Origin of the sequence: Ruminococcus flavefaciens AE3010 (assembly GCF_000526795.1) — a bacterium.
In the GTDB taxonomy this organism is placed as follows: Bacteria; Bacillota; Clostridia; order Oscillospirales; family Ruminococcaceae; genus Ruminococcus; species Ruminococcus flavefaciens_D.
In genome coordinates this window covers 2,462,890-2,488,026 of record NZ_JAGT01000001.1, presented here as the reverse complement: position 1 = coordinate 2,488,026, position 25,137 = coordinate 2,462,890, and the positions used below count along the sequence as shown (strand labels likewise).

Genomic DNA, 25,137 nt, shown 5'->3' with positions numbered 1-25,137 from the left:
TGAAACAATAAATTACTTATTTCTTCTGGATCGGTATGCGGACTCTGTACTCGATGTAGTCCTCATTCTGAATTTTACGGGAGTCAGCAGATATACCGGCAGCCTGCATGGTCTCCACAGCCTTGTTTATGGTGTTCACGAACATCTTGACATTCTGAAATACCAGTGAACGCTTTTTATAGCTTGTCTTGTCCCGCTGGCTTCCGATGAATTCATCTATAAGCTTCTCGGAACGCTCCACATTAAGATTACTCTTTATGACCTTGCTAAGTATAAACAGCCTGTCCTCAGCGCTTCCAAGCCGAAGCAGAGCGCGTGCATGACGCTCCGTAAGGCCATACTTTATAATTAGCTCCCGCTCTTTTTCAGTAAGCCTGAGCAGCCGAAGCTTGTTTGCAATTGTGCTCTGAGCTCGTCCAAGCTTAGCTGCGGCGTCCTCCTGAGTCATTCCATAGTGAGAAATAAGCTTTTCGATTGCAGCTGCCTCATCAAAGAATGACAAGTCCTGCCGCTGGATATTCTCTACAAGGGCAAGAACAGCCGAATGACGGTCACTTACCTCATGAACAATACACGGAACCACCGTAAACTGACACATTTTTGCAGCTCTAAGCCGTCTTTCACCTGCAATGAGCTCATATTGGCTGCCCTTTTTTCGTACAGATAAAGGCTGTAAAATTCCGTTCTGCGCTATGGACTCCGCAAGGGAAGTGATGTCCTCTGTAAAATCTGTCCGCGGCTGGTAAGGATTGGGTAAGATATCGTCAATATTGATCTCGACTACCTTGTTTATGAGCTTTTCCTTTGTAAAATTTAAAAATCCTGCCATGATAAAACCTCCGAAAATATTTCTGAACTTATCATAGCACTATCGGGAAATAGTTTCTATACAAAAAAACCGCAGTTTTTCGAGTTGACTGCGGTTTAAATGACATTATTATCTTTAATTACAATTCTTTCTTCTTTATCTGAGCGCTATTTCTCGGATATTTTATCGGAGTTTGCGATATTTTTCTTATTGTCACGATTTTTCTTTGCTCGTCAAAAAGACTGTAATCAGTAATTTCTTCGATCTTTCCGCCAAGAATTTCTATAGCATTTGTTCCACGTGAAACATCTTCCGTGGGGCCTTTCATTGAAATAAACTGTCCACCGACCTTGACAAAAGGAATACAAAGCTCACTGAGAGTACTGAGGCTTGCAACTGCACGCGCACAAGAAATGTCGTACATCTCCCTATATTCAGGCATTTTTGAGAAGTCCTCAGCCCTGCCGTGTATGAATTCAGCGTCAATTTCAAGCTTATCACACAGCTGTTTCAAAAAGTCGATACGTTTATTCAGGCTGTCCAGAAGAGTTATTTTCAGGTCAGGACGAAGAATTTTCAGCGGAACAGAAGGAAAACCGGCACCTGTCCCGACATCAATAAGCGAAGAATCAGGCTTTATATCGGCATATTTTAACAAACAAGCCGAGTCAATAAAATGCTTGCAGAGAATCTGTGTCGGCTCGGTTATTGCAGTCAGATTCACCTTTTCATTGTACTCAACAAGAAACTGAGCATAAATATCGAATTTCTCATACGCTTCATATGAAAGTTCAATACCACACTGTGAAAAATAACTGCAAGATTGTTCAAAATCAGGGAGCATCTTTTTCTCCTTTCTCATGCATCAGCCATACGGCAAGCATAGAAATATCAGCAGGGGAGACTCCGGAAATTCTTGATGCCTGTCCTATTGAAAGTGGCTTTATTTTATTGAGCTTTTCTACAGCTTCAAGGCGAAGTCCGTAAATAAGGCTGTAATCCAGGTCCTGAGGAAGCTTCTTTGACTCCATTTTTCGCATCTGTTCGATCTGTGCAAGCTGCTTTTGGATATAGCCTTCATATTTTATTTGAAGCTCCACCTGCTCACAAACTTCCCAGTCAAGGTTGGGACGTTCACTGTCAAATTCCGCAAGATCGTTATAATTAATCTGTGGACGGCGAATAAGGTCAGTCATTTTACAGCCGGTACTCAGGGGAGAAGTACCTTTTTCAATAAGAAAATCATTCAGTGCATCGGTTGGAGATACATTTAGTTTTGATAAACGCTCGATCTCTGAAGCAGTAAGACGCTCCTTTTCAAGCAGCCTTTCATAGCGCTCATGTGAAATAAGTCCCAATTTATAGCCAATGGGAGTCAATCGCTGGTCGGCATTATCCTGACGAAGTATAAGTCTGTACTCACTTCTTGAGGTCATCATTCTGTACGGATCTGCACAGCCCTTTGTCACAAGGTCATCGACCAAGGTTCCAATATATGAACTTGCCCTGTCAAGGATCATGGGATCCTTTTCCTTTATTTTAAGCGCTGCATTGATGCCCGCAACAATGCCCTGTGCAGCTGCTTCTTCGTATCCCGAGCTGCCGTTGAACTGACCCGCACCGTACAAACCCTGTAAATTCTTGAATTCAAGGGTAGGGAGGAGCTGATTCGGGTTACAGCAGTCGTATTCTATTGCATATGCAGGACGCATGATCTCTACGTCCTCCAGTCCATCTATTGTTCTCAGGAACGCAAGCTGTACATCCTCCGGCAATGACGAAGACATTCCCTGCAAATAGTACTCTTCTGTGCTCATTCCCATGGGCTCTACAAAAAGCTGATGTCGTGGTTTATCTGAAAATCTGACAATCTTGTCCTCAATAGACGGACAGTATCTTGGACCCACTCCCTCTATTCTGCCCGAGTATAAAGGTGATCTGTCAAGGTTTGAAAGTATCACTTCATGAGTTTTACTGTTGGTATATGTAATGTAACAGCTTACTTTGTTTTCGAGTCCGTCAATTTCCGTTTCAAATGAGAACGGAACGATTTTTTCGTCACCGTCCTGTCTTTCCATTATATCAAAATTAATACTTCTTTTGTTTACACGGCAGGGGGTGCCTGTCTTGAATCTACGGAGTTCAACTCCATTTTCAGCAAGGCTTTTTGATAGGAATTTACTCGGCAGAGCCGAATCCGGACCACTTTCATAGGAAACTTCACCAATATGTATCTTGCCTTTTAAATAAGTTCCCGTTGCAATTATGACAGCTTTCACGGCATACTCAGCTCCAAGAGAAGTTCTTACGCCTATTATCTTATTATTCTCGGTTATAATTTCTGCAATTTCTGCCTGCTTTACATAAAGATTTTTCTGGTTTTCGCAGACATTTTTCATGTATTCGTGATACTTAATGCGGTCTTCCTGAGCTCTCAGGCTGTGAACTGCGGGACCCTTTCCACGGTTGAGCATACGGCTCTGAATGAAACACTTATCCGCAGCTTTGCCCATTTCTCCGCCTAAAGCGTCTATTTCACGCACCAAATGCCCCTTTGCAGTTCCGCCTATCGACGGGTTGCAGGGCATGTTTGCGATCTGGTCAAGCGAAATTGTAAACATGACAGTCTTGCAGCCAAGCCTTGCAGAGGCAAGGGCGGCTTCAACTCCGGCGTGACCTGCACCAACAACCGCCACGTCAAATTCACCCATTTTATATGTCAATTTTCTCCCTCCTTATTGTTTCACATGAAACATTTCACTTTCCAACACAGAAGCGTGAAAACACTTCATCAACGACAGCATCTGTAACTTTTTCACCTGTGAGCTGCAAGAGCGACTGCTCAGCTTCATCAAGAAGAATATTCACAGCGTCCAGCATTTCACCGATTTCAAGTGATAAAATAGCACTTTCAATACCTTCAAGAGCACTGTCGATACATTTTTTCTGGCGTTCGTTTGCGGCAGTTGCCGTACCAAAATCAGCTTCATTCAGCTTAAATATCTTTTCAATACAGTCATGAAGTTCATCCACACCTGTACTTTCCTTGGCTGATAAATATACAATATGTCGAATTTTACCTTTTAGCAGGGAAGTGTCAAGGACTTGTTCAACGTCATTTTTATTGATCACAGCAATGGTGTTATTAATATTAATTTTATTAATTAAATATAAATCGTCCTCGGTGAGCGGACAACTTCCGTCAAAAACCGCAATGACCAGTTCAGAGGAAGCAATCATTTTTTCAGCCATATCAACTCCGATACCTTCGATGACATCGTCCGTTTCATGGATACCTGCCGTGTCGGAAAGCCTCAGGGTAATGTCACCGATGCGGACAGACTCCTCGATTATGTCGCGGGTCGTGCCTGCAATTTCCGTAACTATGCTTCTCTCGCAGCCGCTTAGGCAGTTGAACAGTGTGGACTTACCTACATTTGGACGTCCGATTATTGCAGTTGCAACTCCCTCGCGGAGTATCCTGCCGCTGTCGTAATTCTTTACCAGTGAGCAGAGCTCATCACGTACAGCTTTCAACTCCTCAGACAGAACCTCGGGGCGGACTTCGGGAATATCCTCCTCGGGATAATCAGCCCATGCCGCAAGGTCCCCCAGTATCTTCATAAGCTTGTCAGAGCATTTCTTTGCCTTTTTATAGGCAGCTCCCTCGCGGAGATTCTCCGCCATTTTCATCTCGCGCTCGCCCTTGGCGGAAATAATATCCATGACCGCTTCGGCTTTCATCAGGTCAAGCTTTCCGTTGAGGTAAGCCCTCTTGGTGAACTCTCCCGCCTCCGCATTGACAGCTCCGTTAGCCAGTGCCGCGCGAAGAACTCTTTTCGTTACGTAGAGACCGCCGTGGCAGGAGAGCTCCGCAATATCCTCACCTGTGTAGCTGTGAGGAGCGCGGAACACGGTGAGGATACAGTCGTCAAGTCTCTCATCACCGTCGTGAGCTATACCATAAGCGCAGGTGTAGCCTGCCATGTCCGATACCTTTTTATCGCCGTAAGGGGAGAATATCTTCTCCGCCACCTTTATGGCGTCCTCGCCCGAAATGCGTATAACAGCTATTCCGCCCACAGCGTTGGGAGTTGAAACAGCAGCTATAGTTGACATTTTATCACTTCCTAAAAAAACAACGGCATAACGCCGTTGTCTCAATTTGTCAAAAATCTGGTTTAACTAATAATGGGATTTCAAAGGGACTGTGTTCCTTTGGTCAGGTCAAGGGTGACTCCCCACAGGGTGGGGAGATGTCGCAACGCGACAGAGGGGACGGACCCGATTAGGGGGACAGCCCTTGTGGGTGTGGGGCAAAGCCCCGCAGTTACAAAGCGCCTCGCAAGGGGTGAATTAAAAAACAGTCCAGTGGACTGTTTTTTAAGAGGGGACGCCTTGTAAGATAAGGCGTCCCTTAATAAAACTTAGGTTTTTTGACAGTCTCTAACAACGACATAATACCATTGTTTTGATATTCTATTAAAGCTCTATCTTACCGTAGAGACCGCCCTGTATCTCGTCCTCGGGCTTTGGTCTCTTATAGTCCTTTTCAAAGCTTGTTGAGAGGTCAACGCTTCTGCGCTCCATGTTTACCTCTCTGTCGCGGTTTCTTCTTTCTCCGCCGCGTCTGTCGTTTCTTCTGCCGCCGTCACGGCGATTGTCACGTCTTCCGCCGCTTCTTCTTGGGTTAGTGGAAGAAATGATTATCTTTCTGTAAGGCTCCTCGCCGACTGAACGTGAGGAAACTCCCTCTATATTTGAGATAGCAGAGTGGATAACTCTTCTCTCATAGGGATTCATTGGCTCAAGGGGCTGTGAACGGCCTGTTCTGATAACAGATTTTGCAACCTTTGCTGCCAGCTGCTCAAGAGTTTCCTTTCTCTTGCTTCTGTAGCCGAGGCAGTCGATAGTGATCCTGTAGTAGTCCTTATCGCCCTTGTTAGCGATGATAGAGCAGAGGTACTGGATAGCGTCGAGAGTCTCGCCGCGTCTGCCGATGATAGTACCGTTGTTGTTGCTCTCGATATTGATCACAGCGCCTGTTTCGTTCTGGTAAACCTGAAACTCAACGTCAACGTCCATAGCTCTGAGAATGCTTGTGATGTAGTCCTTAGCAAGCTTTACCTTTGGATTGATGAGAGCCTCGTCCTCGATAAGTGTGAAGTTATCAAGTGAGTAAGCCTCTTCGTCGTCCATATTCTCAGCAGGGTTCTCAGCTGCTTCTGCAGCAGCAGTCTCAGTCTTTGTTTCAGCTGCCTTTGTCTCAGTAGTTACAACAGGCTTTGGCTCGGCAACAGTCTTTGTTGCAGGCTCTTCAGCCTTTGGTGCGGGAGCAGTTGTTACAGGAGCTTTCGGAGCTTCCACAGGAGCTGCCTGAGGAGCGCTCTCAATAACTGTAGCCTTTACCTTGGCTTCCTTAGAGCCCAGTCCGAAAAGACCCTTTTTGCCCTCGTCGAGGATCTCGAATTTGATCTCACTGATACTTTTTCCGAATTTTTTTGCTGCGAGTTCCTTAGCCTCGTCAATAGATCTTGCTGTGAAAATTTCAGTCATGCTTATAACCTCCCTGAGGAATTAGTCCTCATCATCGTTTTCCTCATAAGAATCTCCGTATTTTTCAGCCATACGCTTTCTTGCTTCCTTGAGCTTGTCGCGGTTCTGCTTGTTCTGCTCTGAGCGTGAAACGCCGTTAGCCTTACCTGATGATGAACCGCCGTTCTGCTGATCGAGAGCAGCCTGCTGCTCCATCATTTTCTGCATGAAGGATTTCTTATTCGGATGTTTTTCTGCGTATATTCTTGCTTTTTCTTTTTCCTTCTCATTTATCTCCTTGATGCGCTCGGGAGTAAAGTAGCAGTTAAGCGCATAGGTTATTATGAATGAGAAAATTGATGACCATATCCAGTAGAAGCCGACACCTGCGGGCACCTGAAATGCGAACCAGATCGAAAGGAGGGGGAGACCGTACATCATAACATTCATACAGCCGCCGCCTGCCTGCTGCATAGTGGGATTAGTCTTTTTCTGGTGTATCTGGCTGTATACCGATACCAGCATCTGTGAAAGACCTGCAAGGAAAGGGATAGCTGCAAGGATCACAGCCTCCTTAGTCCATGATTCAGGATGGATAGTAGGTGTTTTTCCAAGATTGGCGCCGAAGAGTGTGAATCTCTCATTGAACTGGCTCACCTTTGAGAAGAAGCTCTCGCCGAGAGAAGCATACTTGTCGCCGTTGTCTCTCAGGTGCTCCATAGTCATGAGCTCGCATCTGAGGTTCTTGATATCAACACCTGCTATTCCGCAGGCTTCTTCGATGACACTTTTTGATATGTCAAGGATATGGGTTATAGGCTTATAAATAACGTCGATAACGCCGAAGAGAAGGAACATCTGGATAAATGCGGGCAGACATGAGCCCATGGGGTTCACGCCCTCCTGCTGGTACAGCTTCTGCTGTTCTTCCTGTAATCTCTGTGGGTTATTGGCGAAACTTTTCTTGAGTTTTTCCAGCTTCGGGTTGAGAAGCTGCATTCTTGCCGCGCCCTTCTGGGTCTTATAGTTGACAGGCAGCAGCAATATCTTTGTAACTACCGTAAAAACAATTATAGCTACGGCATAGTTATTGCAAAATGAGTAAATAAGTCTCATCAGATAGCCGAAAGGCACACCGATAATGTCATAAAGTGCGTTCAATATTCATCCCTCTTAAATCTCTAATTGTTATCATCTTCAGAATAATCAGGGTCAACGTAATCGTACTTCTTTACTCTGAAGGTGAATTTTTCGGGGACGTGATCTATGCCGCCCATTGACCATGGGTTACAGCGGAGTATCCTCCACACGGCGAGAGCCGAGCCCCTTACTGCACCAAAGCGCTCAACAGCTTTCAATGCATAAGTGCTGCAAGTAGGATAGTACTTACACTTAGGGGGAAAAAGGGGAGATATGAATTTCCGATAAAATTTTATCAGCCCCAGAACAATATATTTCATACACGCTTATTCTTGTTATCGAAGCTCCTGAACATCTTATTGATCTCATTTACTCCGTACTTGTCCATATAGCCGCAGTATTCATCTGATTTGATGCTGCATATAGCAGTTCTTGCCACTATGACTATATCCATTCCCACGGGAAGATCTACCTCTGCGTTCCTGTAGGCAAGGCGGATAAGTCTTTTTGCTCTGTTGCGGCAGACGGCATTGCCCACTTTTTTTCCTGCGGTTATACCGAGGCGGTTAAAGGGCTTTCCGTTTGGTCTTACATATATGACCGAGTATTTTGAAGCGGCATACCTGCCCTTTTTATAGAGGGCGAGGAAGTCCTTATTATCGTTCAATATTTCCGTATAAAGCATAATTGCACCTGCATATAGCCGTCCTAACAAAAAAGACCACAAAATAAAGATTTTGTGGTCAGCCTCGTCAGTGAGTTAATCTTGCTCTGCCCTTAGATCTTCTACGAGCTAAAACCTTTCTGCCGTTCTTAGTAGCCATTCTCTTCATGAAGCCGTGCTCCTTCTTTCTGTGGAGCTTCTTAGGCTGATATGTTCTTTTCATATTCAGTGTCCTCCTCTCTCGAATTGTTATACAAGAGCCGTATAAACCGCTCTGACAAACGTGATTTGCGTGCAGAGACACTTCGCCCTGCATTACACTAAATCATTATATATTAAAAAGTCTCCCGTGTCAAGCAAATCCCGAAATTTTTTTATATACTCATACATTTTCAGTTTTTTTTACCAATATATCTTAAACGACCATGGGAGAAATTTCAACACATTGTCCGATTTCAGCTTTACAGGCTAAATCTCACAAAATAAATCAGCATTTTTAAAAATTAAGGGTCAAAAAATTATTCACTTTCCACTTTCAACAATTTCACACCCGCAAAACAGAGGGTTTGAGGGCTGATTTGAATATCATTCAACACAGTTTTCAACAATCTGTCAATTTGTGTGTGGAAAGACCGGTCATTTTCTACCTGTTTAACATGAATTTTACTTGCATTTCAACAATGTTTATGATATAATGATCTTATATATTAATATAGGAGAGTATTGTTATTTTTTCTCCAACAAAAATACGGAGGTTTCTATGAATTCATTTGACGAGGTTTTTGAGAAAGTCAAGAGCTACTGTCTCGAAAACGGAAAAATACCTGAAATAGCAATAAAAACATGGATCAACCCACTTGTTCCCCTCAATTTCAACGGCACTGAGGCTGTTTTCAGCGTCCAGACCGAATTCCAGAAGAATATAGTTATGACTACATACGAGGCTACACTGAAGGAAGCATTTCTCAACGTTATCGGACTCCCTGTAAATATCGTTATCAATGTTGAATCAGACGAGCCCGAAAAGATAAAGGTGCCCACAGACGCAGAGCTTGAGCAGAAGCACGCAGAGCTTGAACAGTCATACAAATTTGCAAATTATGACTATACCTTTGATACATTCATCGAGGGACGCTCCAACGAGTTCGCACTTGCATGCAGTAAATCCGTGGCAAAGAACTGCGGCTCAAAGGCAGTTCCCGACTACAATCCGCTGTTTATCTACGGTCCTTCGGGAATGGGCAAGACCCACCTTATCACAGCTATCGCCAACGAGGTAAGAAAGAACCACCCCGACTTCAACATCGTTTACGTTACCAGCGAGACCTTCGGCAGCGACCTTGTAAGCGCTCTCAACAAGAGCTCTATATCCGATTTTCACGATAAGTACAGAAATGCGGATATCCTTCTCATAGACGATATCCAGTTCTTCTCGGGAAGAGAGCGTATGCAGGAGGAGTTCTTCCACACCTTCTACAAGCTCCACCAGGAGGGCAAGCAGATAGTTATCACCTCTGATAAGCCCCCGAAGGAGCTCCTCACTCTTGAAGAGCGTCTGCGCACACGTTTCGAGGGCGGTCTTATCGCTGATATATCCGCGCCTGACTACGAGACCAGACTTGCTATCATCAACAGAAAGTCCGAGCTCTTAGAGCTCAAAATGCCAAGCGAGGTAGCTGAATTCATGGCTAACCGCCTTAAATCAAACATCAGACAGCTTGAGGGCGCTGTTGTACGCCTGAAAGCTCTCAATCACTTCGCAGGCAGCCCAATCACTATATCAATGGCTCAGAGCGTTATGCGTGACGTTCTCGCTGACGAGCAGCCTATCCCGATAACCGTTGAGAAGATCATCTCAGAGGTATCCACAGTATACGGCGTATCTCCCGACGATCTCCGTTCAAGCAAGCGTTCGTCGCAGATATCAACAGCCCGCAAGGTAGCTATATATGTAGTCCGCGAGATCACTCAGATGCCCCTTGCTTCCATTGGTACTGAGTTCGGCGGCAGAGACCATTCAACTATCGTATATTCGGTAACAAGCGTTACAGAGTCCATGGAAAAGGATTCAAATTTAAAGAACCTTGTAAACGACATCATCAAGAACATCAAGGACAAGAGCAAGGTCTGAGTCAACGTTTAAAAATGTTGAAAATGTTATTTCAACAGACTTTTCAACATCGTGTTGAAAATGGTTTTAAAAGTATAACCTCATATATTTCCCTTGCCGAAAAGTGTTTCGGATCATGTATATAAATCCGGTCGGATATTATTTCAACACAGAGAACATTCAACACTCAACATCAGTGTGCAAAAAGACCTAAGAAAAAATTATATATTTCGTCTTTCCACCTTTTTCTCAACTATTTTTCCATTTCAACTCCACAAAGCTCAACTGTTTTAACACATGATCCGCCCTGTCAGAAATACTTTCCCCAATTTCAAAAATTTCACAACACCGCTGTGTGGACGAGCTTTTCGGCGTATATCTTCAAAAAATAAGGATCCCAACTTTTCAACCGACACAATAACAACAACAATATATATTTATTCTTATCTTATCTTAGCTTATCATTTCTTAGCTGAGAATTTTCACGGAGGCATATCATAATGAAATTCATCTGCGATAAAAACGAGATCAGCGAGGCTATAGGCAATGTCTCACGAGCTGTATCACAGAAGTCCACTATCCCTGCTCTTGAGGGAATTAAGGTGCGTATCTCAGCAGGAAGCGTTGAGCTCACTGCTTATAATCTTGAAATGGGCATACGCACTTCTATCAATGCAAATACTGAGGGAGAGGGCGAATTCGTTGTAAGTGCAAGACTTTTCAGCGAGTTCACAAGACGTATGTCAGGAGACGAGATAACCTTTGACATCGACGACAACCTGGTTATAAGCATTTCATGCAGCGCTACCGAGTGCAGCTTCCCTGCAATGTCGGCAAGCGAGTATCCGGAGCTCCCGAAGGTAGACTCTGCAAGGAGCTTTTCCGTAAAGCAGAGCACCCTTAAATCCATGATAAATATGACAAGCTACGCTGCTTCCCTCAACGAGAGCAAGCCCGTACTCACAGGTGAGCTTTTCGATATCGAGGACGGCAGCTTCAATATGGTTGCTATAGACGGCTTCAGACTTGCTATCAGACAGGAAATGACTGACTGCACCGAGAAGTACCACTTTGTAGTGCCGAAGAAAGCTCTTCTCGAAGTTTCCACCCTTATCAAGGACGATGACGACGAGAAGCTTTGTACTGTATGCACCAATGACCGCCACATCATTTTCGAGATAGGCAATGTTTTCGTAATATCAAGACTTCTCGAGGGCGTTTTCCATAACTACAAGATGAGCATACCCAGCGGCTGCAAGACAGAGGTCATTATCAGCAAGAGAGACTTCTCCACCTGTCTGGAGCGCTGCTCCCTCCTTATCGACGACAAGAACAAGTCTCCTATCCGCTGCGAGATAGGCAACGGTGTAGTAAAGGTGAGCTGCAAAACGGGCATCGGTAAGATAAACGACGCAATTTCCGCCGATATTTCGGGAGAGACCGTTACTATCGGCTTCAATAACAAGCTCATTCTCGAGGCGATCCGTGCTGCCGAGGGAGACAAGGTGAGAATACGCTTCAACGGCGCTATGAAGGTCATCGAGATACTTCCTCTTGACGGCGAGAGCTTTATATTCCTTGTAATGCCCATTCAGCTCAAAAACTAATTGATATCGAAAGGCTGGTAGTCATGGCTGAAAAGATAAAGATATCTACAGAATTCATCAAGCTTGACGCACTGCTGAAATTCGCTTCTCTCGTCGGTACAGGCGGAGAGGCAAAGCAGCTCATACAGGACGGAGCTGTCCTTGTGAACGGCGAGGTCTGCACCATGAGGGGCAAAAAGATACGTCCCGGCGACAAGGTGGAGCTTGACGGTCAAGAGGTAATCGTAGAGTGATAATCACCTACGCAGACATTGACGGCTTCAAGAATCTCAGCGGCATTTCTTTTGCTCCCGATCCAAAATACAATATCATCGTTGGTCCAAATGCTCAGGGAAAGACCAATCTCCTTGAAGCAATGTGGATACTTTCGGGCTGCAAGAGCTTCCGCGGCTCAAAGGAAAAGGACTATATATGTCTCAGCGGCAATCGTATGAGTTCAAAGATAAAGATCCTTGACAGCGTCCGCGAGCAGAAGATAACCTTTGAAATGACCAGAAGTGCGGCAAATCCCAAGGAGATAACCCTAAACGGCGTAAAACAGAAGGGCACGAGAGCGCTTTTTGATGTTTTCAAGTGCATTGCTTTTATACCCGACGACGTTGACATAATAAAGGGTTCTCCCGAAAAAAGGCGTAATTTCGTGGATATGGCTGCTTCACAGCTGAATCCCGTCTTTGTGATGCATATCAATAAAAACAACGCCGTGATGAATCAGCGAAATGCCCTGCTCAAAGGCATAATGCAGGGAAGCACCGACCGCGGCATACTTGAGATATGGGACAGGCAGGCTTCCCGTGAGGGAGCTGTTATCTCCTATATGCGCCATGAGTATATACAGAAGTTCAACGCTATCTGCGGCAGACTTTACCGCACCATTTCGGGCGGAGCCGAGGAGCTTGAACTGGAATACAAGTCCAATGTTTACCGTCCCGAGGACTTTGAAAAGCCCTGCGGCGACGAGGCTTACGAGCAGTATTACAGAAAGCTCTCTGAAACAGCAGATTACGACATCAGAACGGGAAGCACCCATGCAGGCGTCAACCGTGACGAGATACTCATAAAGATAAACGGCGTCAGTGCCAAGGATTACGGCTCTCAGGGACAGATAAAGAGCGCAGCTCTTGTCATGAAGCTGGCACAGGCTGAGATATTCATGCAGAAGTCCAAGGACGCTCCCGTTATATTCCTTGACGATGTTATGGGAGAGCTTGACGAGAGCCGTCAGCGGTTCGTCTTTGATATAATCAAGGACATGCAGGTATTTATAACGACTCCCAATGAAAGTGCGCTCCTGCCCGAAATAAAGGGCAAGGTGCTGCGGATAAGCGGCGGCAGCGCAGCGGAGGAGGAAGAAAATGTATCTTCACATAGGGAATAACTACTCCGTAGATGTAAGAGATATTGTGGGAATTTTCGACATTGAGAACACAACTGTTGAAAAGTGTACCAAGAAGCTTCTTGAACGTGCCGAAAAGGAGCATCACTGCGTGTATACCACCTATGATATGCCAAAGAGCTTCATAGTCACCGTGAAAAACGGCAAAGAGCGAGTGTATATCTCACAGCTGTCGGCAGCCACATTGAGGAAACGTCTCCAAAGCGGCGGCGGATTCTGATATGGAAAGACAGACGAGAAAATATATAAGATTGGCGAATTATGATTATTCATCAAACGGATTATATTTTATAACCGTATGTGCCAAGGACAGAATACATTATTTTTCTGAGATAACAGAGGATCCTGCGTTTGTAGGGGCGGATATTATCCGCCCGATAATAAACCTTACGAAAATAGGGAAAATATTGGATTATTCAATCAATGATATTAAAAATCATTATGAAAACATTTCTGTTGTTAAATATTGCATTATGCCAGATCATGTTCATTTGATAATTTCTGTAATGAATGATATTTTGTCCGCAGACGGCGGGCGGATGATATCCGCCCCTACAGTTTCAACGATTATCGGTTCGTTAAAAAGATTTGTTTCAAAAGAAACTGGAATATCTTTATGGCAAAAATCCTTTCACGACCACATTATCCGCAATGAAACGGAATTCCTTGAAATTTGTTCCTATATCGACAATAACCCTACAAATTGGGTAAATGACATATACAACCAAAATTATTGGAGGTAAATCATGAGTCAGCAGAACAATAACTACGATGAAAACGACATACAAGTCTTAGAGGGACTTGAAGCGGTCCGCAAAAGACCCGGTATGTACATCGGCTCTACAGGTCCCGGAGGACTTCACCATCTCGTTTACGAGATCGTGGACAACTCTATTGACGAAGCTCTTGCAGGATATTGTACCGAGATAACTGTTGAGATACTCGAAGGCGATATTATCCGCGTTTCCGATAACGGCCGAGGTATCCCCGTAGGTATCCACCCCAAGGAGGGTATCTCCGCAGCTACAGTCGTTTATACCATACTCCACGCAGGCGGTAAGTTCGGCGGCGGCGGATACAAGGTATCAGGCGGTCTCCACGGCGTTGGTGCTTCCGTTGTTAACGCTCTTTCGGAATGGCTGGAGCTCACTGTAAAGGACGGCGAGCACGTTTACTTCCAGAAGTTCAAGCGCGGTCATTACGACGAGGAGCTGAAAATAATCGGAGATACCAAGGAAACAGGTACCTCCGTAATGTTCAAGGCTGACGGCGAGATATTCGAGAGCACAGTCTACGATTATGAGGTGCTTCTGAAGCGTCTCCGCGAGCAGGCTTTCCTCAACGCAGGCATAAAGATAATCTTCTCGGATAAGCGCGACAGCGAGAATATCCAGTCGGAAACTCTCCACTATGAGGGCGGTATCCGCCAGTTCGTAGAGCATATCCACGCTACAAGAGGACTTGAATCCCTCAGCAATAATGTTATTTATTTTTCGGGAACTCAGGGCGACTCATTCGCTGAGATAGCTCTCCAGTACAACGACAGCTACAACGAGGTAATCCTCTCGTTTGCAAATAATATCCACACAAAAGACGGCGGTTCTCACGAGACAGGCTTCAAGAATGCCCTCACCAAGGTCATAAACGACTACGGCATGAAAATGGGCAAGATAAAGGACCCCAAGGATAAGCTGAAAGGCGAGGACGTCCGCGAGGGACTTACCGCTATCATCTCCGTAAAGCTCACAGAGTGCGAGTTTGAGGGACAGACAAAGGGACGTCTGGGAAATCCCGAGGTTCGTCCGTTCATCGAGAAAATGGTCCAGGAAAAGCTGATGAACTTCCTGGAAGAAAATCCCGAGACCGCAAACCTTATCTTTGAAAAGAGCTTATCGGCTCTCAAAGCCCGTGAAGCTGCAAAGCGTGCCCGTGAAAATGAGCGTAAAAAGAACGCTTTCGGCAACAGCTCAATGCCCGAAAAGCTTGCTGACTGCTCAGAGCGCGATGCAAGATATACAGAAGTGTACATCGTCGAGGGAGATTCTGCGGGCGGCAGTGCAAAGCAGGGACGTGACAGACGTTATCAGGCTATACTTCCTCTCTGGGGCAAGATGCTCAACGTTGAAAAGGCTCGTATCGACCGTATTTACGGCAATGATAAGCTGGAGCCCGTTGTTACCGCTCTGGGTACGGGCATAGGCGAGGACTTCGACATCGAGAAGCTCCGCTACGGCAAGGTCATCATCATGGCAGATGCCGATGTTGACGGTATGCACATCAGAACACTTCTGCTCACTTTCTTCTTCCGTTACATGAGACCACTCATCACCAACGGAAACGTTTATATCGCACAGCCTCCGCTTTTCAAGGTGGAGCGCAAGAAAAATGTACGCTACGCATTTTCCGATGAGGAGAAAGAAAAATTCATCGATGAGCTCTCTGAGGACGGAAAGTATAATGACGTTGCTGTACAGCGTTACAAAGGTCTTGGTGAAATGGACCCCGAACAGCTCTGGGAGACAACTATGGATCCCGAGCACCGTACTATCGTAAGGATAGGCATGGAGGACGCTCTCAAGGCTGACGAGACATTCAGCATACTCATGGGCGACAAGGTAGAGCCCCGACGCAATTTCATCGAGAAAAACGCTAAATTCGCACAGGATCTTGATATCTGACGGGAGTGCCAATGGAAGAAAATTACAAGCTTGAAAAGGAATACAAGGTGCCTGCGGATACATTCCGCGACGCATACCTTGAATTCCAGAAAAAATACGTTTATCCCAAAAGCTATATTTACATGGCGGTATTTTCAGTCATTGCCGTTGCGCTCATAGTATTCGGCATACTTGCAATGCATGACGCTTCAAAAAAGCAGAAGTACATCATGTACCTTGCATTTGTAGCAGCATGCGTGTTCGCATTCCGCGAGTGGTACAATCCCCGTAAAATGCGCCGCAATCTTACGGACTCCGTAAGAGCTCTTGGCGAGCCTGTCTACAAGATAGGCGTGGGAGAAAAGTTCGTGGATATATCCACAGTTTCCGACGACCTAAGCGATATCGCCGAAGCTGCCGAAACAAAAGAGGACGGCGAAAGTGAAGAAGAAAAAGCCGATGATATCACGGAGACAGATCCTCTTCCCGAAAAGACAAGGATAAATATAGACGACGGATTTCAGCTCATGGAGTATGACAGATTCTTTCTCATGCTTGCAGGAAAGGAAATGTTCTATATACTCCCAAAGGACGGTTTTTCGGAATCAGAGCTGAAAATAGTCAGAGATATAAAATAGCAGATAACCCCATTTCAAAATAAATTCAATTCTCTCAGGAGGAAAAAATGCTTTACACAGACAACTCAAAGGTAATAAATACCGAGATAGTTGACGAAATGGAAAATTCCATGCTCAATTATGCCATGTCGGTAATTGTTTCCAGAGCGCTCCCCGATGTAAGAGACGGTCTGAAGCCTGTACACAGAAGAATACTGTACACGCTCCATGAAAACGGACTTACTCCCGAGAAGCCCTACCGTAAATGTGCCGATACCGTCGGTGCGGTTCTGGGACGATATCACCCACACGGTGACGCGTCGGTATATGACGCACTGGTAAGACTTGCACAGGACTTCTCTATGAGATATAAGCTCGTTGACGGTCACGGAAACTTCGGTTCCATAGACGGCGATGGTCCTGCGGCTTACCGTTATACCGAGGCTAAAATGGCTAAGCTCACTTTAGAGATGCTCACCGACATCAACAAGGAAACTGTTGATTTCGTACCTAACTACGATGACCGTCTCAAAGAGCCTGCCGTACTTCCCTCACGTTTCCCAAATCTTCTGGTAAACGGCTCTGTAGGTATCGCTGTTGGTATGGCTACAAATATACCTCCCCACAATCTCGGCGAGGTAATCGACGCGCTGCAGCTCCTTATCGATGATCCCGACTGCACCCTTGAACAGCTCATGGAGCACATTCAGGGACCTGACTTCCCGACGGGCGGCATAATCATGGGCAGAGCGGGTATACGCGCAGCCTATGCAACAGGAAAGGGCAAGATAATACTCCGCAGCCGTACTCACTTTGAGGAGATAAAGGGCAGAAACTGCATCATCATTGACGAGATACCCTATATGCTCCGTAAGGAGAGACTCCTCAAGAGCATAAGTCAGCTTGCAAGAGACAAGCGTATCGAGGGACTTTATGACCTCCGCGACGAGTCCGACAAGGAGGGTATGAGAGTAGTTATCGAGCTGAAGAAGGACGCTGTACCAAATATCGTCCTCAACAAGCTCTTTGCGCTTACACAGCTTCAGGACACAGTAGGTATCATCATGCTGGCTCTGGTAAACAACGAGCCCAAGATACTCACCTTGAAGCAGATGCTCCAGCACTACCTCGACTTCCAAGTTGACGTAATACAGAGAAGAACACGCTTCGATCTCCGCAAGGCTCTTGAAAGAGCTCATATCTTGCAGGGCTTCGTGCTTGCAGCAGACTATATTGACGAGGTAATCGACATAATCCGTTCCAGCGCTACCGTTCAGGAGGCTAAGGAACGCATGATAGAGCGCTTCAAGGACGTTGATATGTCAGCTCTCCTTGACCGCGCACAGTACGACCTCACAGGACTTCACATCGAGGCTCAGACAGGTCTTTCACAGGAACAGGCTGAGGCTATCGTCCAGATGCGTCTCGGACAGCTGACAGGTCTGGAAAGACAGAAGATAACCGACGAGCTCTATGCTCTCCTCACCAAGATATCAGACTTTGAGGATATCCTTGCAGACGTGAAACGCGTATATCAGATCATTATGGAAGATCTTAACGCTATCCGCAAGAAGTTCAGCGATAAGCGCCGCACCGACATCGAGAATGTAAGCGGTGAAGTTGATATCGAGGATCTTATCCCCGAGGAGGACTGCGTTGTTACTCTCACAAACAACGGCTACATCAAGCGTATGCCGCTGACAGAGTACAAGACACAGCACCGCGGCGGACGCGGTATCACAGGTATGAAGCAGCGTGAGGAGGACTTCGTGGAGGAGATGTTCATCTGCGGCTCTCACGACAATATCCTGTTCATATCCAACAAGGGTATCATGTACAAGCTGAAATGCTATGAAGTTCCCGATGGCTCAAAGGCTTCGAGAGGCTTCAATCTCATAAATCTGCTGCCGCTCACCGAAAATGAGAAGATAGCAGCTATGATAAAGACCACAGACTTCAACGATGACAAGTTCATCACTATGGTCACAAAGAACGGCAAGATCAAGAGAACTAACCTCTCACTCTACAAGAACGTCCGCAAGAACGGTCTTATCGCTATAGGACTTGACGAGGGCGACGAGATAGAGGGAGTTCGTATGACTGACGGCAATGCTCAGCTCTTCGTTGCTACACGCAACGGTATGGCTATCCGCCTTGAAGAGAGCAAGATAAGAGCCCTTTCACGTTCAGCTCACGGCGTAAGAGCAATCAAGCTCCGCGACGGCGACTATGTTGTAAGTATGGCAAGAGTACGTGAGGGAGCTTCTCTCCTTACCGTTACCGAGAACGGCTACGGCAAGAAGACAGACCTTGACAGCTACCGTATCCAGAACCGCGGCGGCTTCGGACTTACCAACTACAAGACAGACGATATCCGCGGAAAGGTATGCGGCATCAAGATAGTTGACGAGGAGGACGATATCATTCTCGTATCAAGCGACGGTATCATCATCAGAATACTCGCCAGCGATATCCGTATCATGGGACGTATCGCAAAGGGCGTACGCGTAATGAGAGTCAATGAGGGTGCTAATGTAGTTGCATTCACCCGTGCCGAGCACGACGACAATGCCGAGACCGAAAAGGTGGAGCAGCTCACAGAGGAGCAGCTGAAGGAAGCAGAAGCCGAGGCTGCACTTGAGGAGCAGAACGAAGTGATCGACGAATCAGCTCCCGAGGACGACGATAACGAGGAATAATACTCCCGCATAAGGAAAACACATTGATATACTTTTTACTTGCAGTAACGATATTTCTGCTCTATGCCCTGTTCGAGAACTTTTTCATGCTGAATATAAGGCGTGAAAAGCTGGGAATCGGCATAAGGATAGTACATCTTTCCGACCTCCACAAGAGAACGTTCGGTAAGGAAAACTCCCGCTTATGCCGTAAGGTAAGAGCAGAAAAGCCCGATATAATCATATTCAGCGGCGACCTTGTATCAAGGTCCGTCAAGGGTCTCAGCAATGCCGAGGCGACGCTGAGGGAGCTGTGCAATATAGCTCCAGTGTATATGATATACGGAAACCATGAGCAGAGCATATATATTGAAATGCGCGACAAGCTTGAAGAAATGTTTGCGCGGAATGACCAGATAATGCTGAAAAACAGCAGTACCACCGTGAATATCCGCGGCAGGGAGCTGAAAATATTCGGGCTCCTTGAAAACTACGGCGTTTACAAGAAAGACGGCGGCTACCGTGACCTTGACATCATTGATGTGGGGGAGCTGAACAAGCTTCTGGGAAAGTGTCCCGAGGGCGAGGTGCTGCTCATTGCCCACAATCCCTTTTTCGGCGAAGCCTATGCGGAATGGGGCGCAAAGTACACATTCAGCGGTCATGTTCACGGCGGCATAGTGCGTCTTTTCGGCGTGGCAATGCTGTCTCCCGAGCGCAGCTTCTTCCCGAAAAATGCCAAGGGAGTCTATGACTTCGGCGGAAAAAAGCTGCTTGTGTCGGCAGGTCTGGGAAAGCTGAGGCTTTTCTGTCCTCCCGAGATAGTGGTGTACGAAATATAGCTTTATGCCGAAACTACGGCAAAAATAATGAGAAACAGTCCTCCCGTCCACGAGAAGTCGTGGTTCAGGGAGGATATTTTTCTGCCCGTGAGAGAGCCGAGTATCAGCGCGGCAGCTCCGCAGATGAATACGGCTGCGGCTGCACCTGCGGCGGATATATTCGTACCGCCGCAGCTCAGACCCGTTGCGGCAGCGTCAAGAGAGCCTGCAATGGCAAGGACGGCAGCTTCACCCATGGACAGCACCTTGGAGCTGTCCATATCAACTGCGGAATCGTCCAGACAGAGCTTGACGAATACGGATAGCTCGCCCATTTTTACGGAAATACCGTCCTTTTCGGAGATACGCCGTATAATGCTGCGCAGTATGCTTTTTGCGATATTCAGCGAGCCTATGGTGATAAGGAAAGCCGTACCGATGACGTGGACAGTATGGGACGTAATAAAGCCCGAAATAATATCTGAAAGGGTAACGGAAATAAATAAAACGGCAGCCGAGAACATATCTATTATGAGTGCGGAGCTCAGGGGTATCTTCACGCCGCTGTTGCAGCAGGCAGCTGCCGCAAGATATATGTCGATACTGACGATGAATGCGAGAAAAAATTCTTTCAGCAAAATAAACACCTCCGCAGTATCATATGCGCCTGATCAGTAAGTAGTGAGTAGAAAGTAGTTAATAGAAAGTAGTGAGTAGAGAGTTGGATATGTATTTTTTACTACTCGCTACTCTCTGCTGACTATTCACTAAAAATAATAATTTTGCTTAGCAAAATTATTATTTTTTATTGACTTTTTACCTGAATATGGTATAATAAAAGTGTATCGTTATATTGTTGGGAGGGATAATTTTGATAGCAGGTGTTTCTACAGCTTGCCTGTATCCCAAGCCCATTGAAGAAGCCCTTTATGAACTTGCTGTCAACGGCGTTTCCACCGTTGAGCTGTTCATAAATACTCATTCCGAGCTGAAAAAGAGCTTCGCTCACGGCGTTGCGAACCTTATGAAAAGATTCGACGTTAAATGCCCCTCAGTACATCCGTTTACCTGCGAAATAGAGCCGCAGATGTTCTTTTCGGAGTACGAGAGAAGAATTGACGATATGCTTGAATATTACAAGCTTTACTTCCGTTTTATGAATATCGTTGGAGCTGATATTTTTGTTTTTCACGGCGGCAAGCCCTCCTCAATATGTACTCCCGAGCTCTACTGCGAAAGGTATTCAAGGCTTTTCAGACTGGGTAAGGAGTTTGGTGTCACGGTGGCAGTGGAGAACGTTTCCCGCTGCAAAAGCGCCTCTGCGTCATTCATAAAGGATATAAAGAATATGCTTGGCAGCGAATTTGCCTTTGTGCTTGATACAAAACAGGCTGTCCGCTCAAACGAGAGCCCCATGAAGTTCCTTGACGTGGTGGGAGACAAGATATGTCATGTCCACATAAGCGATTCGGGAGAAATGGGCGACTGCCTCCTCATAGGCAGGGGACGATTCAACTTTAAGCAGTTCTTTGAAAAGCTTGCGGTATACAATCCTGATTGCAGCGTTGTCTTAGAGCTTTACAGAAGCGGTTTTTCGGGTATAAGCGACCTGATATCCAGCTATAACAAGCTCAGCAGGATGACTGAACCTTACGGCAGGGAGCAGAGCTTATGAAGTGTCCATACTGCGGATATGAAGATTTAAAGGTAATAGATTCACGCCCTGTCGATGACAAGACAAGGCGCAGACGAGAATGTGTCAGATGCGGAGAGAGATTCACCACCTATGAAGCTGTGGAGGTCCCCCTGCTTATGGTGGAAAAGAGGGACGGAAGCGTCCAGCTCTTTGACAAGGCAAAGCTCATAAACGGCATAGTCTCGGCAATAAAAAAGCGACCTGTCTCGGCTGAGAAGGTCACGGAAATAGCAAATTATGTGGAGAACTACTACGCGAATGCTCTCAGGACAGTTGCCAGATCCACCGAGATCGGCGAGCTGGTGCTTGACAGACTGCGGGAGATAGATCCCATATCCTATATAAGATTCGCTTCGGTATACAAGGACTTTACCGATATCGACAGCTTTGTAGCTGCTATAAGCGAATTTGACGGAAAAGAGCAAAAAACGGAAGATAATTCCGAAATATAAAATTTATGGAGGGTTTTACCATGAGTAACAACGGCACACCAAACGGACTGGACAATTTCCTTGAGAATTTCAACGACATCAACACCGAGAGAACATTTGCAGAGGCTGAGGTCAAGAAGAATTCAGCAATTGCAGCTATCGCATATCTTCTTCCAATTCTTTTCTTTCTGCCGATCTGTATCGACGGAAACTCAACATACTGCAAGTTCCATGCAAATCAGTCTCTTACATGGCTTATCGTAGCTATTGTACTTGGCATTATATTTACAATACTTGGTCTTATCCCTATCTTTGGCGTAGTATTCAGAATACTCTGGCCATTTGTTATTCTCGGAATAGATTTCGCATTCATTTACGGTGCTATCAAGGGAAAGGCTTACAGAATACCTTTCGTAGGAAGCCTTCTCAACGTATTCTGATATCAGCTTACAGGTAATCTTATACTGCCGCTGTCCTCACTGTATACCATTGAGGCAACGGCAGTATTGTCACATACGAGAAGCTCTGCAAGCATTTTTTTGTTTTCGGGGCTGTAATTTTTTATCTCATAGACGAAAAGCCTTGCGTTTCTGCCTGCGTATCTGCGCAGAGGAAGTCCCTGTTTATCCTGCATGACTGCGTATTTCTCATAGACATCGGAAAAGCTCTCGGGTATAGTCACGGTCTTCTCGGATATTTCCTCTACCTCCCAGCCGTGAGAGGCAAAGTAGCCCATACGCTGAGATGCATTTTCGGCAGGTACTGCGGATACCGTGGTTTCGCCTTTTTCGCTGCACGCCGCAAGTGCAAATGCAGCCGCTATAAATATAGTTTTTCTCATGTGATCACTCCTGTACAGGTCCATTCTACAGTAAATCTTATTCACCCATGTTTGTACATTATACCGAAAGGAGCCGCAATGGCGCAGATAAGACTTGATAAATTCATATCCGAGCGCACGGAGTACTCCAGAAGTCAGATAAAGGAGCTTGCCGCAAAAGGAAAGATAACCGTTGACGGCACAGCTGTGAAACGCTCTGACACAAAAATAGACAGCGATACAGCTGCGGTAAATGTGTGCGGACAGGAGCTGAAAAGCTCGCGGTACAGGTACATACTGCTGAACAAGCCACAGGGCTATGTGTGCTCTACCGATGACAAGGACGGGGAGACAGTATTGAAGCTCATACCGCAGGAAATGCGGACAAAGGGCATGTTCCCCGCAGGCAGACTTGACAAGGACAGTACGGGCGCTCTGCTTATCACAGACGACGGCGAGCTGGCTCACCAAATATTGTCACCACGCCGAAAAATAACCAAAATATATATTGTGAAACTTGCCAGACCATTTGAGAATAATTATATTAACAAATTTGCCGAGGGCATTAAACTCGCCGATGGGGAGACTTGTCTGCCCGCACGCGTAAAATCGGCGGAAAACAGCGATAAACTGGCAATGATAGAAATTTGTGAAGGAAAATATCACCAAGTTAAAAGAATGTTCGCTGCCGTGGGCAATCACGTAGAAAGACTGGCACGCGTTTCGCTGGGAGCTTTGATTTTGCCCGAAAAACTGGCAATCGGAGAGTGTATGGAATTATTGCACAAAGATGTTGAAAACTTGTTCAAACCACAGGATTTTGACCTTTTTTACAGTCAATTTTTCCCTGTTTTTTCGGCAAATCTAATAAACAACTATTTGTAACTTTGGCAATTTAGCAACTTGAAATTATTTGGAAAGTATGGTATCATATTATCATAGCTGATAGTGGAAAAAAATATATCGGCACAAAATTTTAACTGGAGGACAGGATTAAAAATGGCAGGCTTAACACTTAAAAACATTTATAAGAAATATCCGGGCGGCGTGGTTGCTGTTTCAGATGTTAATTTAGAGATAAGAGATAAGGAGTTTATCGTTCTCGTTGGACCTTCCGGATGCGGAAAGTCAACTACCCTCAGAATGATCGCTGGTCTCGAGGAGATCTCAGAAGGCGAGCTTTATATAGGCGACAGACTCGTTAATGATATCGCTCCAAAGGACAGAGATATCGCAATGGTTTTCCAGAACTATGCTCTTTACCCTCATATGACAGTATTTGAGAACATGGCTTTCGGTCTTAAGCTCCGTAAGGTTCCTAAGGACGAGATCGAGAGAAAGGTTAACGAGGCTGCAAAGATCCTCGACCTTACACACCTTCTCGACAGAAAGCCTAAGGCTATGTCAGGTGGTCAGAGACAGAGAGTTGCCCTCGGCCGTGCTATAGTACGTTCACCTAAGGTATTCCTTCTCGACGAGCCTCTCTCAAACCTCGACGCTAAGCTCCGTGCTCAGATGAGAACCGAGATCGCTAAGATCCACAAGAAGCTGGGTACTACATTTATCTACGTAACTCATGACCAGACAGAGGCTATGACAATGGGTGACAGAATCGTTTGTATGAAGGACGGTTTCGTTCAGCAGATCGATACACCTCAGAACCTCTACGAGAACCCTGTAAACAAGTTCGTTGCAGGCTTCCTCGGCTCACCTCAGATGAACTTCATCGACGCAGAGCTCAAGGAAGAGTACGGTCAGTATATAGTTGAATTCGGCGCAACAAACGGCAGAGGCAACAGATACCAGATCATCGTTCCCGAGTCAAAGGTCAACGAGGATCTCGCTGCTTACGTTGGCAAGGAGATCATTCTCGGTGTACGTCCTGAGTCTATCCACGACGAGGAAATGTACCTTTCAAATGCTTCCACAGGTGTTATCGACACTAACGTTGAAATTACAGAAATGATGGGTGCTGAGACTTACCTCTATCTCCTCTGTGAGGGTATCCCGCTTACAGCAAGAGTTAGCCCAAGATCTACAGCAAGACCCGGAGATGACATCAAGGTAGCTATCGATCCTAACAGAATCCATATCTTCGATAAGGAAACTGAGAAGGCAATTGTTAACTGATTAATTCTTTTCATATTTATCCTTTCT

At 45.8% G+C, this 25,137-nt stretch carries 26 protein-coding genes; 15 read left to right on the top strand and 11 right to left on the bottom strand.

What is annotated here, in order from left to right:
• Nucleotides 1-16: 16 nt before the first annotated feature.
• From N774_RS0110870 to rpmH, 9 genes are all read right to left on the bottom strand, one after another.
• Nucleotides 17-829 carry a ParB/RepB/Spo0J family partition protein gene (locus N774_RS0110870; RefSeq protein ID WP_024861278.1) on the bottom strand — a complete coding sequence of 271 codons (813 nt, stop codon included), beginning with the start codon at nucleotides 827-829 and terminating at the stop codon, nucleotides 17-19.
• A gap of 118 nt (nucleotides 830-947) precedes the next feature.
• Complete coding sequence (rsmG, locus tag N774_RS0110865; protein WP_080770479.1) at nucleotides 948-1,670, bottom strand: 16S rRNA (guanine(527)-N(7))-methyltransferase RsmG; 723 nt, start codon at nucleotides 1,668-1,670, stop codon at nucleotides 948-950.
• Nucleotides 1,642-3,531, bottom strand: a complete 1,890-nt coding sequence (gene mnmG / locus N774_RS0110860) for a tRNA uridine-5-carboxymethylaminomethyl(34) synthesis enzyme MnmG (RefSeq protein ID WP_024861276.1) — start codon at nucleotides 3,529-3,531, stop codon at nucleotides 1,642-1,644. The genes rsmG and mnmG overlap by 29 nt, the downstream gene beginning before the upstream one ends.
• Before the next feature lie 34 nt (nucleotides 3,532-3,565).
• A complete protein-coding gene (mnmE, locus tag N774_RS0110855) occupies nucleotides 3,566-4,927 on the bottom strand; it encodes a tRNA uridine-5-carboxymethylaminomethyl(34) synthesis GTPase MnmE (RefSeq protein ID WP_024861275.1) in 1,362 nt (453 codons plus the stop codon).
• Between the two features lie 363 nt (nucleotides 4,928-5,290).
• Nucleotides 5,291-6,364, bottom strand: a complete 1,074-nt coding sequence (gene jag, locus N774_RS0110850) for an RNA-binding cell elongation regulator Jag/EloR (protein ID WP_024861274.1) — start codon at nucleotides 6,362-6,364, stop codon at nucleotides 5,291-5,293.
• A gap of 21 nt (nucleotides 6,365-6,385) precedes the next feature.
• Nucleotides 6,386-7,504, bottom strand: coding sequence for a YidC/Oxa1 family membrane protein insertase (locus N774_RS0110845; RefSeq protein ID WP_024861273.1), 1,119 nt, complete (start codon nucleotides 7,502-7,504; stop codon nucleotides 6,386-6,388).
• A gap of 20 nt (nucleotides 7,505-7,524) precedes the next feature.
• Nucleotides 7,525-7,803, bottom strand: a complete 279-nt coding sequence (gene yidD, locus N774_RS0110840) for a membrane protein insertion efficiency factor YidD (protein WP_024861272.1) — start codon at nucleotides 7,801-7,803, stop codon at nucleotides 7,525-7,527.
• Nucleotides 7,800-8,168 (bottom strand): ribonuclease P protein component, encoded by a 369-nt coding sequence (gene rnpA / locus N774_RS0110835; RefSeq protein ID WP_024861271.1) that lies wholly within the window; start codon nucleotides 8,166-8,168, stop codon nucleotides 7,800-7,802. Before rnpA ends, yidD begins: the two co-directional genes overlap by 4 nt.
• Before the next feature lie 67 nt (nucleotides 8,169-8,235).
• Nucleotides 8,236-8,370, bottom strand: a complete 135-nt coding sequence (gene rpmH / locus N774_RS0110830) for a 50S ribosomal protein L34 (RefSeq protein WP_009986162.1) — start codon at nucleotides 8,368-8,370, stop codon at nucleotides 8,236-8,238.
• Between the two features lie 537 nt (nucleotides 8,371-8,907).
• Between rpmH and dnaA the strand changes: the two genes are divergently transcribed.
• The 10 genes from dnaA (at nucleotide 8,908) to N774_RS0110780 (ending at nucleotide 20,054) form a co-directional block, all read left to right on the top strand.
• A complete protein-coding gene (gene dnaA / locus N774_RS0110825; RefSeq protein WP_024861270.1) occupies nucleotides 8,908-10,278 on the top strand; it encodes a chromosomal replication initiator protein DnaA in 1,371 nt (456 codons plus the stop codon).
• Nucleotides 10,279-10,757: 479 nt separating this feature from the next.
• On the top strand, nucleotides 10,758-11,864 hold the full coding sequence (gene dnaN, locus N774_RS0110820) for a DNA polymerase III subunit beta (RefSeq protein ID WP_024861269.1): 1,107 nt from the start codon (nucleotides 10,758-10,760) through the stop codon (nucleotides 11,862-11,864).
• A 23-nt stretch (nucleotides 11,865-11,887) separates the two neighbouring features.
• Nucleotides 11,888-12,097 (top strand): S4 domain-containing protein YaaA, encoded by a 210-nt coding sequence (gene yaaA / locus N774_RS0110815; RefSeq protein ID WP_024861268.1) that lies wholly within the window; start codon nucleotides 11,888-11,890, stop codon nucleotides 12,095-12,097.
• Nucleotides 12,094-13,242: a DNA replication/repair protein RecF gene (gene recF / locus N774_RS0110810; RefSeq protein ID WP_024861267.1), complete on the top strand. Its 1,149-nt coding sequence runs from the start codon at nucleotides 12,094-12,096 to the stop codon at nucleotides 13,240-13,242. Before yaaA ends, recF begins: the two co-directional genes overlap by 4 nt.
• Nucleotides 13,220-13,480, top strand: coding sequence for an extracellular matrix regulator RemB (gene remB / locus N774_RS0110805; protein ID WP_024861266.1), 261 nt, complete (start codon nucleotides 13,220-13,222; stop codon nucleotides 13,478-13,480). The genes recF and remB overlap by 23 nt, the downstream gene beginning before the upstream one ends.
• Before the next feature lies 1 nt (nucleotide 13,481).
• Nucleotides 13,482-14,003 carry a transposase gene (locus tag N774_RS0110800; RefSeq protein ID WP_024861265.1) on the top strand — a complete coding sequence of 174 codons (522 nt, stop codon included), beginning with the start codon at nucleotides 13,482-13,484 and terminating at the stop codon, nucleotides 14,001-14,003.
• Nucleotides 14,004-14,006: 3 nt separating this feature from the next.
• On the top strand, nucleotides 14,007-15,938 hold the full coding sequence (gyrB, locus tag N774_RS0110795; RefSeq protein ID WP_024861264.1) for a DNA topoisomerase (ATP-hydrolyzing) subunit B: 1,932 nt from the start codon (nucleotides 14,007-14,009) through the stop codon (nucleotides 15,936-15,938).
• Nucleotides 15,939-15,949: 11 nt separating this feature from the next.
• Nucleotides 15,950-16,555, top strand: coding sequence for a hypothetical protein (locus N774_RS0110790; RefSeq protein ID WP_024861263.1), 606 nt, complete (start codon nucleotides 15,950-15,952; stop codon nucleotides 16,553-16,555).
• Nucleotides 16,556-16,602: 47 nt separating this feature from the next.
• Complete coding sequence (gene gyrA, locus N774_RS0110785; RefSeq protein ID WP_024861262.1) at nucleotides 16,603-19,233, top strand: DNA gyrase subunit A; 2,631 nt, start codon at nucleotides 16,603-16,605, stop codon at nucleotides 19,231-19,233.
• A gap of 23 nt (nucleotides 19,234-19,256) precedes the next feature.
• On the top strand, nucleotides 19,257-20,054 hold the full coding sequence (locus tag N774_RS0110780; protein ID WP_024861261.1) for a metallophosphoesterase: 798 nt from the start codon (nucleotides 19,257-19,259) through the stop codon (nucleotides 20,052-20,054).
• 2 nt (nucleotides 20,055-20,056) lie between these two features.
• On the opposite strand, the gene N774_RS0110775 is transcribed toward N774_RS0110780, so the two are convergent.
• Nucleotides 20,057-20,671 (bottom strand): manganese efflux pump, encoded by a 615-nt coding sequence (locus N774_RS0110775; RefSeq protein ID WP_024861260.1) that lies wholly within the window; start codon nucleotides 20,669-20,671, stop codon nucleotides 20,057-20,059.
• Between the two features lie 233 nt (nucleotides 20,672-20,904).
• On the opposite strand from N774_RS0110775, the gene N774_RS0110770 reads away from it, so the two are divergent.
• The 3 genes from N774_RS0110770 to N774_RS18310 are packed head-to-tail and all read left to right on the top strand — an operon-like array spanning nucleotide 20,905 to nucleotide 22,600.
• Nucleotides 20,905-21,708 carry a sugar phosphate isomerase/epimerase family protein gene (locus tag N774_RS0110770; protein WP_024861259.1) on the top strand — a complete coding sequence of 268 codons (804 nt, stop codon included), beginning with the start codon at nucleotides 20,905-20,907 and terminating at the stop codon, nucleotides 21,706-21,708.
• Entirely contained in the window at nucleotides 21,705-22,181 is a 477-nt protein-coding gene (gene nrdR / locus N774_RS0110765) for a transcriptional regulator NrdR (protein ID WP_024861258.1), read from the top strand. The genes N774_RS0110770 and nrdR overlap by 4 nt, the downstream gene beginning before the upstream one ends.
• A gap of 20 nt (nucleotides 22,182-22,201) precedes the next feature.
• A complete protein-coding gene (locus tag N774_RS18310; protein WP_024861257.1) occupies nucleotides 22,202-22,600 on the top strand; it encodes a hypothetical protein in 399 nt (132 codons plus the stop codon).
• Nucleotides 22,601-22,602: 2 nt separating this feature from the next.
• On the opposite strand, the gene N774_RS0110755 is transcribed toward N774_RS18310, so the two are convergent.
• On the bottom strand, nucleotides 22,603-23,001 hold the full coding sequence (locus N774_RS0110755; protein WP_024861256.1) for a DUF4830 domain-containing protein: 399 nt from the start codon (nucleotides 22,999-23,001) through the stop codon (nucleotides 22,603-22,605).
• A 78-nt stretch (nucleotides 23,002-23,079) separates the two neighbouring features.
• Between N774_RS0110755 and N774_RS0110750 the strand changes: the two genes are divergently transcribed.
• Together N774_RS0110750 and N774_RS0110745 are read left to right on the top strand one after the other, a co-directional pair.
• Nucleotides 23,080-23,865 (top strand): pseudouridine synthase, encoded by a 786-nt coding sequence (locus N774_RS0110750; protein ID WP_024861255.1) that lies wholly within the window; start codon nucleotides 23,080-23,082, stop codon nucleotides 23,863-23,865.
• 114 nt (nucleotides 23,866-23,979) lie between these two features.
• Nucleotides 23,980-25,110: an ABC transporter ATP-binding protein gene (locus N774_RS0110745; RefSeq protein ID WP_024861254.1), complete on the top strand. Its 1,131-nt coding sequence runs from the start codon at nucleotides 23,980-23,982 to the stop codon at nucleotides 25,108-25,110.
• Nucleotides 25,111-25,137: the final 27 nt, after the last annotated feature.